Annotated in this window: 10 protein-coding genes; 3 read left to right on the top strand and 7 right to left on the bottom strand. The window is 43.2% G+C overall.

Going from position 1 to position 12153, the window contains the following annotated elements; all coding sequences use genetic code 11:
- Nucleotides 1-76 precede the first annotated feature (76 nt).
- The gene (locus DJ568_RS00885) at nucleotides 77-625 is read left to right on the top strand and encodes an acyl-CoA thioesterase (RefSeq protein WP_114003343.1); all 549 of its coding nucleotides are present in this window, start codon (nucleotides 77-79) and stop codon (nucleotides 623-625) included.
- Between the two features lie 4 nt (nucleotides 626-629).
- Here DJ568_RS00885 and DJ568_RS00880 read toward each other — a convergent pair whose 3' ends face one another.
- A complete protein-coding gene (locus DJ568_RS00880; RefSeq protein WP_114003342.1) occupies nucleotides 630-1235 on the bottom strand; it encodes a DUF2238 domain-containing protein in 606 nt (201 codons plus the stop codon).
- Between the two features lie 114 nt (nucleotides 1236-1349).
- Between DJ568_RS00880 and DJ568_RS00875 the strand changes: the two genes are divergently transcribed.
- Entirely contained in the window at nucleotides 1350-3779 is a 2430-nt protein-coding gene (locus DJ568_RS00875; protein ID WP_114003341.1) for an outer membrane beta-barrel family protein, read from the top strand.
- Nucleotides 3780-3862: 83 nt separating this feature from the next.
- Here DJ568_RS00875 and DJ568_RS00870 read toward each other — a convergent pair whose 3' ends face one another.
- The 4 genes from DJ568_RS00870 to DJ568_RS00855 form a co-directional block, all read right to left on the bottom strand.
- Nucleotides 3863-5179: an NAD(P)/FAD-dependent oxidoreductase gene (locus tag DJ568_RS00870; RefSeq protein WP_114003340.1), complete on the bottom strand. Its 1317-nt coding sequence runs from the start codon at nucleotides 5177-5179 to the stop codon at nucleotides 3863-3865.
- A 90-nt stretch (nucleotides 5180-5269) separates the two neighbouring features.
- The gene (gene secDF, locus DJ568_RS00865; RefSeq protein ID WP_114003339.1) at nucleotides 5270-8209 is read right to left on the bottom strand and encodes a protein translocase subunit SecDF; all 2940 of its coding nucleotides are present in this window, start codon (nucleotides 8207-8209) and stop codon (nucleotides 5270-5272) included.
- Between the two features lie 120 nt (nucleotides 8210-8329).
- Nucleotides 8330-8812 (bottom strand): dihydrofolate reductase, encoded by a 483-nt coding sequence (locus DJ568_RS00860; protein WP_114003338.1) that lies wholly within the window; start codon nucleotides 8810-8812, stop codon nucleotides 8330-8332.
- Between the two features lie 137 nt (nucleotides 8813-8949).
- A complete protein-coding gene (locus tag DJ568_RS00855; RefSeq protein WP_114003337.1) occupies nucleotides 8950-9744 on the bottom strand; it encodes a thymidylate synthase in 795 nt (264 codons plus the stop codon).
- A gap of 180 nt (nucleotides 9745-9924) precedes the next feature.
- Between DJ568_RS00855 and ispE the strand changes: the two genes are divergently transcribed.
- On the top strand, nucleotides 9925-10728 hold the full coding sequence (gene ispE, locus DJ568_RS00850) for a 4-(cytidine 5'-diphospho)-2-C-methyl-D-erythritol kinase (protein ID WP_114003789.1): 804 nt from the start codon (nucleotides 9925-9927) through the stop codon (nucleotides 10726-10728).
- A 71-nt stretch (nucleotides 10729-10799) separates the two neighbouring features.
- On the opposite strand, the gene DJ568_RS00845 is transcribed toward ispE, so the two are convergent.
- Complete coding sequence (locus tag DJ568_RS00845; protein WP_114003336.1) at nucleotides 10800-11690, bottom strand: NAD(P)-dependent oxidoreductase; 891 nt, start codon at nucleotides 11688-11690, stop codon at nucleotides 10800-10802.
- A gap of 5 nt (nucleotides 11691-11695) precedes the next feature.
- Nucleotides 11696-11974: a hypothetical protein gene (locus tag DJ568_RS00840; RefSeq protein ID WP_147238680.1), complete on the bottom strand. Its 279-nt coding sequence runs from the start codon at nucleotides 11972-11974 to the stop codon at nucleotides 11696-11698.
- Nucleotides 11975-12153 lie beyond the last annotated feature (179 nt).

Here is a 12153-nt window from a genome sequence, read left to right as displayed (position 1 = left end):
GTTGAGCTACCTTTTGTTTATACGTAAAATTGATCTCTATTTACAGCTCGCCGGTCACTATTTGTATCTTTAAGCCATGGAAAATTTCAAAACCGTTGCTGAATCACAAACAACATTAACCGAACTTATGATACCCTCGTACGCTAATTTTGGCGGCAAGATACACGGAGGCGTTATTATGAGCCTGATGGATAAAGTAGCTTACGTATGTGCGGCCAAGCACGCTGACGCGTATTGTGTAACAGCCTCGGTAGATGCCATTGATTTTTTAGCGCCTGTTGAAGTTGGCGAACTGGTATCGCTAATGGCGTCGGTAAACTACGTAGGCAGAACATCGCTGGTAATAGGTATACGGGTAGAGTCTGAAAATGTAAAGACACACGCGGTAAAACATACCAACACCAGTTATTTTACCATGGTAGCTATGGATGATAATCATGAACCTGTGCAGGTGCCCGGCCTGATCCTTAAAAAGGATGTAGAGATTGAACGCTTTTTTGAGGCCTTATACAGCAAAGATCTTAAGAAAGAATATCGTAAGGAATCGAAGAAAATCAGAACAGAATTTGAGATAGCCGAATCTATCGAGCGTATAAAGGGCGAACGTTGCATTATTGAGCGATAAAGCATCATTCAAGTCGTTTTGCGCTTATCGCCCTGTCTTGCCATTTTGATAGTAGGATCAGCATTGTAATTGCACCCATCATGGCGTATAGCATGTCGGATTGTGTGTCCCAAACATACCCCTGTGTTCCTAAAAAGGAATCTCCTGCTTCGCCTGTTAAAACAGCTACAAGCCATTCTAAAAACTCATAAACCACGCTGATTGTGGTACATACGCACACAATTAAAAAGTGCAGCCAACTCCGTTTTTGCACCACCTGCATACGTATAAGCAACTCCCTTACTATTAATGCAGGTACAAATCCCTGGGCAAAGTGGCCAACTTTGTCGTAATTATTCCTGGTTTGATCAAAGGCGTCTCGCACCCAGTTGAAAGCGGGTACTTCGGCATATGTATAATGACCCCCGATGAACAAAATATAACAGTGTATGAGTATAAATACATAGGTTAAATAAGTGAATTCAAAACGTTTGTAGGTACCAGCCAAAACCACAAACCCGATAATTGCAGGGAAAACTTCTAACAACCAGGTGAAATAATCATGCGGGCGGATAGCCGAAATAATTAAACCGGCAAAGAACAGCACGACGAGAACAATATGTTTATTCATGCTCTAAAATGAGATAATATTTTGACTATTGACGAAGATAATATCCTCCCCCTTTAGGGGTGAATGTGTAACTAGCTTGTAAAATGCGTGTAATTTGTATATAAATTAGCTACCATGACTGACCTCATAAAAGTATTATGCGTATTGGCATGCCAGCTGATTTGCTTAACAACGTATAGCCAAAATCCTACCGCGGGTACATCAGGCTTATCATTTACTGTGTTAAAGGATGATGGCGGCGCGGCTGTTGGCGCTACAGTGAAACTACTAAAAAGGGGTGCACCCGTAAAAGCCGCAATAACGGATGATGCAGGCAATATAAGTTTTATCAACTTACACAAGGGACAGTATACATGTACGGTAAGCTTTACCGGATACCTGCCTTACACGGGCGTATATAATACCCCGTCTGCTGTTAATAGCGATACGATAATACTGCAGAACGCTAAAACACAGTTGCAGCAGGTTACAGTTACGGCAAAAACCCCGGCTATTGAACATGCGCAGGGCAAGGTGATAATAAATGTTGATGCATCAGTTACCAATGCAGGCACCACTGTACTCGAAGTTTTGGAGAAATCGCCCGGGGTGAATGTTGACCGTAACGGCGGTATATCCTTACAAGGCAAACCCGGCGTGCTGATTATGATAGATGGTAAACCAACTTACCTGTCAGGCGCCGATCTTAACAATTTGTTAAGCAGCATGAGTTCATCAGAAGTGTCAAAGATAGAGCTTATGCCAAATCCTTCAGCCCGGTACGATGCCGCCGGCAACGCAGGCATAATCAATATTAAAACCAAAAAGAATAAGCAGCAGGGCTTCAATGGTACGTTTACGGCTTCTGCAGGACATGGTGTTTACCCCAAAAGCAATAACAGTATTATACTTAATTACCGCGCGGGTAAGGTTAATTCATTTTTAAATTATACCATGAATTATGGGGAGTATCTTACGGATCTGTACGCCCTGCGCAAATATTATGATAGCGACAATAACCTGGTATCGATGCTTGACCAGCCGGCTTACTTTGCAGGTACCTTTTTTAATAACGCTGTTAAAACGGGGTTTGATTACAGCATTACACCTAAAACAACTATTGGCATGGTATTAAGCGGCACCATTGTGCCACGCAGCGGAAATAACCGTTCAACAGCCACCTGGCTCAGCCCGTCAGGCATTGCAGACTCGGTTATAAACACGCACAATATAAACGATACTTACTTTAAAAATGGTACCATTAACCTCAACGGTCGTCATGCAATATCGGCACAACAGGATATTGCATTTGATGCCGATTACCTGCACTACACCATTAATAGTGAACAAAACTTTACCAACAATCGGGCGGCACCCGTGGGGTACAATGAGCAATCAAGGGGTAATATACCTACCACCATACGCATCGCTTCAGGTAAGATAGATTATACACTACGCGCCAAAAAGGAAGGTTCACTGCAATTAGGCTGGAAATCATCATTCACCAAAACAGATAACCTGGCCTCTTACCAGAACTTCGCGGGTGGTACCTGGCAGGAGGACCTTCGGAAGAGCAATCACTTTTTATATGACGAAAATATTCATGCATTGTACGCATCGGCCGAGAAAAAGTATGGCAAATTATCAGCGCAAGCCGGGCTGCGATATGAACATACAGGCTATAGGGCGCATCAGTTGGGCAATACTGTACAGGCCGATTCGGCATTTAAGCGAGATTACGGCGGACTGTTCCCCAGTGGTTATTTAAGTTATCAAGCGGACTCGGTAAACAGTTTCACGCTTACCGTGAGCAGACGTATAGACAGGCCCGCATTTCAAAATCTAAACCCGTTTTACTTCATTATTAATAAGTACACTTATCAAACCGGCAATCCTTATATTTTACCGCAGTATAGCTGGACGTTTAAATTAAGTCACCAATTTAAGGAGCTACTTAACACAGCCGTATCATACAGCCGGATTACAAATTATTTTTCGCAGCTTTTTCTGGCTGACAGCGAAAAAGATGTATTGCTGTATACATACGGCAATGTAGGCAGTACCTATGTAGTGGGATTAACCGAAAGTATTACTACTATCCCTTTTAAATGGTGGAATGTGAACGCTACTGCGGTATACAATTATAAAAAGCTAAGTGGCTTTAACGGGAGTAGTTATACTACAACCATAAACCAGTTGAGCATTAATGCCAATAATCAGTTTATTATAGGCAATTACACAGCAGAGCTATCAGGTTTCTATACTACACGGGCACGTAACGATGTAGCCGAACTTTTGTATCCTACAGGGCAGCTTTCGGCCGGCGTGTCAAGGCAGATACTAAAAAAGAAAGCCACGCTGAAATTTACTGTGCGGGATATTTTTTATACCAACGCGATGGAAGGTTTTACTACATTCCCCAACGCTACGGAGTATTTTAAAATGATGCGGGATACCCGTGTATATACTATAGCGTTTACTTACCGTTTTGGTAACGCTTATAAAACCGGCAAACGCGGTAGCGGCAGCGCGGCTGATGAAATGGGCAGGGTAGGAGGCGGTTGATAAAAAAAGCGTCATCCCCGCCTGTACCGAGATGACGCCTATAGTATCAACATGTGCTTTTTATAACCGCTCTGTTGAAAACGCTATTGATCTGCCTTGGTAACGGCGTTATTCTGGGCATCCGCCGTTTCTTTTACAAACTTGCGGATAATTATACGATTACCGCCATTATAACTTACGTAGCTGGCTACCCAGTTGATAAACACAATCCATTTGTTACGGCCGCCCATTAATGATATTAAGTGGATAAACATCCATGTTAACCACGCAAAGAAACCCTGGAATTTTATTTTACCGATATCAACTACCGCTTTATTCCGCCCGATAGTAGCCATTGAGCCTTTATCAAAATAACTGAATGGCTCCATGGTTTTGTTTTCAATAATATTCAGGATGTTTTTTGCCACATTCTTACCCATCTGCATAGCTACCTGTGCTACGCCCGGATGGCCGTTAGGGGTTTTCTCGGTCATGCTGGCTGCAACATCCCCAATAGCAAAAATATTTGTATGGCCGTCAACCTGGCAATAAACGTTTGTTTTAATGCGGTTACCACGCACTATAACGTCATTATTTAAGCCCTTGGGTATTTGCCCCATTACGCCGGCCGACCATATTACGCTTTTAGTACGTATGCTTTTACCGCCTTCAAATACAATCGTTTCTCCGTCGTAGCTTTCCACCTTGGTGCTTAACAGCAATTCAACCCCCATGTCGCGCAAAAATTTCTCGGCCGCTTTTGATGACTCCTCAGACATAGGTCCTAACACTTTCGGCAGAAAATCTACAAGGTAAACCTTCATTTCTTCTTTGCGTAGTTCGGGGTAGTCTTTGTTAAGTATGTAGTTTTTTATCTCTGCAAGCGAGCCGGCCAGCTCAACCCCTGTAGGCCCCGCACCCACAAGTACAAAGTTAAGATACGGTTCGCGCTCTTCCTTTGACGGAATTAGCACTGCCGCTTCAAGGTTTTGCAGTATCAGGTAACGGATATTTAACGCCTCTGGTATTGTTTTCATCGGCATAGCAAAGCGCTCAATATCCTTGTTGCCGAAGAAGTTGGTGGTTGAACCGGTTGCAACAACCAGGTAATCATAAGCAATATCGCCGATATTGGTTTCCACATAATTATTTTGATGGTTGATACCGGTTACCTCGGCTATCCTGAAGCGGAAATTTTTTTGTCCGTCAAACTTTTTACGAAGTGAAAAGGCAATGGATTCACACTCCAAACTGCCCATAGCCACCTGGTATAACAGGGGCCAAAAGCCGTGGTAGTTGTGCTTGTCAAGCATCAATACATTTACAGGCTTGTCTTTTAACGCCTTGGCCACTTCCAAACCGCCGAAGCCGCCGCCAATTACTACTACTAATGGAAAATTTGAATTTTGTGCGAGATCCATATAATATGGTATGTTTTAAATATGTACTGTAAAAGTATAAAAACAAAAAAGCCCCAAATGTTCTTTGGGGCTTTACTTAAATGTATTTTTTTATTTAAGACCTTTTTTCCCAAAGTCAACTATTACCGGAGTTGCCACGCATATGGACGAGTATGTGCCAAAGGTGATACCGATAAGCAGGGCGAAAGAGAATCCTCTGATCACGTCGCCTCCAAAGATAAACAATACTATCAATACAAACAGTACCGTTAACGAAGTAATTATAGTACGGCTTAACGTACTGTTAATTGCTGTATTAATAACTGTTTCTGTAGAATCGCCTTTTGCATTATGATGTGCAAGGAATTCACGTATACGGTCCATTACTACTACTGTATCATTAATTGAGTAACCAATAACGGTTAATACTGCAGCAATAAATGCCTGGTCGATATCCAAAGAGAAAGGAAGCACGTCCTTAAACAGCGAGAAGAAGGAAAGTACCAGCAAGGCATCATGCGCTGTTGCAATTAAGGCGCCTAAACTGTATTGCCATTTACGGAACCTTATTAAAATGTAGGCCGCTATAACCAGTATTGCAAAAATCACCGTTAACGTTGCTGAGGTTTTCAGGTCATTTGATATGGTAGGGTCAACCTTTTGCCTGCTGCCTATGGCATATTTTGGTGATACTTCATCAAGGCCTTTTCTTAAAGCAGTTTCAACCTTGGCATCCGCGTCGTCTGACTTGTCGTCAATATTATAGTTGGTGGTAATGCTCAGTTTATCGGCACCGAAGGTTTTAACCTCGGCTTTACCAACACCAAAATACTTCACTACAGCCTCGCGGGTTTGCTCGGCAGTGATGTTTTTATCCTCAAATTCAACAATATAATTATAGCCGCCCTGGAAATCCACACCGTAATTAAAACCTTGTGTGAAGATAGAGATCAGCCCTGCTATGATGAATACTGCCGAGAAGGCATAAAATTTAAAGCGATTTTTAACGAAGGCATATCGTGCGTTTTTAAACGTGTGCGAGCTCCATGGGTACGAGAATTTTATATCCCAGCCTTTGTCAAGCATCCATTCAAAAATAACTCTTGATATAAGCAACGAACAAAACAATGATGTGATTATACCTATCATTAATGTAGTTGCAAAGCCTTTGATAGGGCCCGAACCAAATATCAGCAATATAGTTGCCGTTAAAAACGTGCTAACGTTGGCGTCCAAAATGGATGACAAAGCGTGTTTAAAGCCATCACTGATTGATTGTTTAAGCGATTTGCCAAGCGCCATTTCTTCACGTACACGTTCGTAAACAAGCACGTTAGCATCCACTGCTATACCTAGTGTTAACACTATACCTGCAATACCCGGCAGTGTTAATACCGCGCCTAAACTTACAAGTACACCCATCAGGAAGAACACGTTAATCAATACCGCAACAACTGCAACGGTACCTGCGCGATTGTAATAAACCACCATAAACACAAGTACCACCACAAAGCCCAGTATACAGGATAATAAACCTGCGCTGATAGCTTCCTGGCCTAATGAAGGGCCTACAATTGCTTCGTTTACAATGCGTGCCGGAGCTTTTAACCTGCCCGCTTTTAAAACGTTGGATAAATCTTTTGTATCCTCCTGCGTATAGCTGCCGGATATAGACGATACACCGCCTGATATTTCGTTTTGAACAGTAGGGGCAGAGTAAACAATGTTATCAAGCACAATGGCAATTGACTGCTTTGGCTGTGAAGCAGCGGCTTCAGCAGTAACCGTGCGCCATTTTGCAGCACCGTCTGAGTTCATTGACATGCTTACTTCAGGATCCCCTTTTTCGTTAACATTGTCTCTGGCGTCAGTGATTACGTCACCTGAAAGTACCGGCCCGTTTGCAGCGCCTGCTAGTTTTATCGCATACAGCTCAAATATCTTAGTTTTTTCACGTGGTTTTACACCCCATAACAGCCTCAGGTTTTTTGGTAAAGTGCTTTTTGCCTCAACGCTGTTAAGGTAAGCATTAACCTTAGCTGTATCTTTTTGCTCAGTTAAGCCCACTACCGCTCCAGGTGCTAATTGCTCCTGGCCCGGGGCGCCATAAGCGGCCGGAGACATAATTGAGAATAATGGATTGGCATTAGCTTTTGACTTACCTTTTAAGGTAGTGTCTTTTGCTGCGCTTTTTTCAACTTTTCCTAATAAGGAATTGTCTTTTTTAGCGGCAGTATCCGTTGCGGCAGCTGTGGCGGTTTTTGCAGTATCAGTTGTTGATGTTTGTTTTGCGGCAAGTAACTTATCAAGGTTAGCCAGTAACGGGTAAACTTCCCTGTTATCGTAGGTTTTATAAAACTCCAGTTTAGCCGATCCTTGTAACAGCTTACGCACACGCTCAGGATCTTTTACACCGGGCAACTCAATAAGTATGCGGTTTGAGCCTTGCTGCAACTGTATATTTGGTTGCACTACGCCAAACTGATTAATACGGGTGTCTAATACAGTATAAGCTTGTTTAACTGCTGCGTTGGCCTGATCTTGCAAGTATGCTTTTACCTGGGCATTGCTGGCATTGTATTTTAAGTTAGCCTGGTTGTCCCTGGTAGCAAATATAGCTGCCAGCTTGCTGCCGGGATTTGATTTTTCATAAGCTTCAACAAACAGGGTAATATAATCTTTCTGGCTGCTTTTTTGAGCTATTTCGGCATCAGCAAGGGCCTTGTTAAAAGCAGCGTCCGGATTGTCATTTGATAAGGCTTTTACCAGTTCGCGTAATGAAACCTGCATGGTAACGTTCATACCACCCTTAAGGTCCAAACCCAGGGCAAGCTCTTTGTCTTTACAGTACTGGTAAGTATGGCCTAATACCGGGTATGCTGGTAAATCAGATACTGAATCCAGATAGGCTTTTTCTTTAGCAGGGTTGCCCTTAGCGTATTCTCTCGCGTCGCTTTCAACCTTTTGAGCTACCCATGTAAACGAGAGATAGTAAATGCTGACTAACCCCAGCAGTATTGCAAAAAATTTAATGATCCCTTTACCTTGCATCTTGAATATAACTAGTATGTATTAATTTAAGTCTATATAAGCTTTTTTAATAAGACGGCAAATCTAATAAAATTTCGCAAGCCAGAAATTTAAATTGAAAACAAAATAAACGCAAGGCTGTTAACGCCTTTCGAGCGTTATAAATGAGTAGGGGAAGGCATGTTTTTCGTCAGGCTGGCGGTCATCACGGGTGCTCTCTTTCCATTCAAGGTTATCCAGTTCCGGAAAAAAAGTGTCTCCTTCAAAAAACTCATGTATAATGGTCAGATAAATACGGTCGGTAATGTCAAGAGCTTGCCGGTATATTTCGGCTCCGCCTACAATAAACACCTCATCTTCTTCAATACAAAGGTCAAGCGCGCCTGCTAATGAATGCACTACTTCGCAGCCCTCAATGGTTATGTGCTGACGGGTAATAACTATATTGCGTCGTCGCGGCAATGGTTTACCTACCGAGTCAAAGGTTTTACGGCCCATAATTATGGTATGGCCCGTAGTTTTTTCTTTAAAGTGTTTCAGGTCATTAGGCATATGCCACAGCAACTGGTTGTTTTTGCCGATGGCATTATTTGACGATGTGGCTACGATGATGTTGACAATCATTATTGTGAATGAGGATTTGGAATAAGATCACTGTGTTAAATTAAACCAGCCAGAACAAGACGATTTTTATTTGATTAACCCGCTCGCTGGTTATGCGGAAGCTGTCACCATTCGCGAAAGCGAACAATTCTTTATACCTAAACTGCTACCACGCCCTTGATATGCGGCCAGGCTTCGTAATTCTCCAAAGTAAAATCTTCAAATTTAAAATCAAAAATGTCCTTTACATCAGGATTGATGCGCATTGTGGGCAGTGGCTTAGGCTCGCGGCTTAGCTGTAGTTGTACCTGCTCAAGGTGGTTGTTATACAGGTGTGCATCGCCAAACGTATGGATAAAGTCGCCATATTGCAAACCGCAAACCTGTGCCACCATCATGGTAAGCAGCGCGTACGATGCTATATTAAAGGGTACGCCCAAAAATATGTCGGCACTGCGCTGGTATAGCTGGCATGATAGCTTGCCGTCGGCCACATAAAATTGAAACAGGCTATGGCATGGTGGCAGCGCCATTTTATTTACATCAGCCACATTCCAGGCCGATACCATAATGCGCCGCGAATCGGGGTTGGTTTTAATCTGATCAATGACCTGGCGTATCTGGTCAATATGTCCGCCATCAGGGGTAGGCCATGATCTCCATTGGTAGCCATAAACCGGCCCGAGGTTGCCGTCGGCATCTGCCCATTCATCCCATATGCGTACGCCATTATCTTTTAAATACTTTATATTGGTGTCGCCACTTAAAAACCAAATCAACTCGTGTATTATTGATTTTAGGTGCAGCTTCTTGGTAGTAACCATTGGGAAGCCGTCTTGCAGGTTAAAACGCATCTGGTAACCAAACACACTGAGTGTTCCCGTTCCGGTACGGTCATGCTTTTGTGTGCCGTTTTCCATTACATGGCGCATCAGGTCTAAATACTGTTTCATTTTATTGTGAGTTACACTGATTTGTTTTTAAATACTTGGTTTTCTTCAGCGCGATAGGGCGTAAAGATTTTGCTTTTACGCCATTCCCTTACCAAGCCACCTTGCCAATACAAATAAAAATAATCTATTTTTGGTATCCTACGGATGTTAAAAAAAACAGGCCGTATGTTAATCGTTTTTATGCTGATTTTCCCAAACGCAAAAATAAACATTGGCCTTAATATAACCGGGCGCCGCCACGATGGCTACCATAACCTTGAAACGATTTTTTATCCAGTAAAGATACATGATGCATTGGAGGTGATAGAGAGTGAACAATTAACCTTTCAATCTTCGGGTATTCCTATACCCGGCAGGGTTGACGATAATTTGTGCATTAAAGGGTATCACCTGCTGAAGAAAGATCATGACCTGCCGCCTGTAAAAATACACCTGCATAAAAAAATTCCGATAGGAGCGGGGCTTGGTGGCGGTTCGGCCGATGCCGCATTTTTTATAAGGCTGATGAACCAGTTGTTTGAATTAGGCCTTTCGGTAGATGACATGATGGCTTACACACGCCGCTTAGGGGCCGACTGCTCATTCTTTATAGAAAGTAAACCTGTATTTGCTTATGGTATTGGCGACGAGTTTAATCCCGTAGGCCTTGACCTGTCAGGTTATAAGATTGTTTTAGTAATGCCGCCCGCGCATGTATCAACCGGTGAGGCTTACCGCGGGGTTACGCCGGTAATGCCTGGTAATTCATTACAGGAATTAATATCCTTGCCTGTTGCCGAGTGGAAAACGCTTATCAAAAATGATTTTGAAAAATCGGTATTTAAAAACCACGCCGTTGTAAGGGGGGTAAAGGCAGCGCTGTATAATGCCGGTGCGATTTACGCCAGCATGAGCGGCAGCGGGGCATCCGTGTTTGGAATATTTAACGAGATGCCCGACTTATCGCATCTGGAAGGTGAGAACACCGTGTTCTATAACGTGTAAGCTATCCAATCGTAGCGCGGGTTTATCGGATAGATAAGCCGGGCATAAAAGTTAACCGGATTCAGCGTCCGCTATACACCCGCCTCCTCACTCACACCTTCACCAAAGGCGGCTATCCAGTCGCTATTGTCGCCACGGCCTTTGGCTACCGCAGCAAGCAAACGGTTATGCGCTAATGAAATTAAGGGAGCCGGCATTTTAGCGTGTTGCGCGGTGTCCAGTACAAGGCGGGCATCTTTATAGCCCAAGCGCGCTTTAAAGGCTATAGGTTGGTACTGTTTAGCGGCAATAAATTTGCCGTAGTTTTGATAAATGGGACACGCAAATAAAGTGTCGCTGAAAAAGTTTGCTACTTGCTCACGGTCCAGCCCGCTTTTTTCGGCAAGGGTATAAGCCTCAGCCATGGCCTCAAGGGCGGCCATAATCATAAAATTGCCTGCCAGTTTTACTACATTAGCGCCTCCAATAGCGTCGCCAAAATCAATTACTCCCTGGCCCAACGAATTTAAAACCCCTGTAGCAGATTTTTTTACTTCCGGTGGACCCGAAACACAGATCCATAGCTTGCGTGCAGCAGCAGCCTCCGGACGGCCAAAAACCGGCGCGGCTAAATATTGTGTATTGTTTTGGGCGTGATTTTGGGCTAATTGCTCTGACGTTTGTGCTGAGATAGTACTCATAGAAATGTGCAAAGCGCCGGGCGACATCCCGGCCAGGATGCCGTCATCGCCACTAACAATTTCATGCAGAACCGCATCTTCAGACACTATTGTGATCACGATATCCACGCCCGTTGCAGCGCGGGCAGGCGTGTTACAAATAGTTATTTTTTCCTGGTCAAGTGCTTCCGCTTTCTTTAACGTGCGATTATAGACCTGCAGATGAAAACCTGACTCAATTAAATTTTTTGCCATCGGTATACCTAAGTTTCCGAGGCCTATAAAACCAATTTTCTTTTCCATAAATATTAGCTGATGTAGTCGCGATCTTCGTCACTTAGTGTATTGGGTGTATTTTTTTCATGCAGGTTGTCATGGTATCCTTCAATATCATATTTAGTCTTCTTAGGCCTGCCCACAATCAGTCCTAAAATAAAAGCCAGCACGGCAACGCCCGCCAGCACCACTAATTTAGATGCGTATACGGTGCTAAACAAAATTGTGAAGCGTACCTCGTCGGCATTCTGCATGATGACGATAGTGAGCAGTACCGCGATGATGAGAGCAATGATTGTTTTAAAACTCATGATGAAGTTGTTTATATATAGATAACCAATATCGTCAATTTATGTGTTTATAAAAAAGAGGCACCGTAAGAGAGGGTAGAGGTGTTATTAAAAAAAAGATAGGCGCAATGTCATTGCGTAATACCTAGGGCTATTGGTTCCGTCTTTAATTCGGGGCGTTATTTCATCGGCTCGCAGTC

This window comes from Mucilaginibacter hurinus, from assembly GCF_003324525.1.
Taxonomy (GTDB): domain Bacteria; phylum Bacteroidota; class Bacteroidia; order Sphingobacteriales; family Sphingobacteriaceae; genus Mucilaginibacter; species Mucilaginibacter hurinus.
Note: the sequence above shows the minus strand (reverse complement) of the source record. Positions and strands in the feature narration are given on the sequence as shown.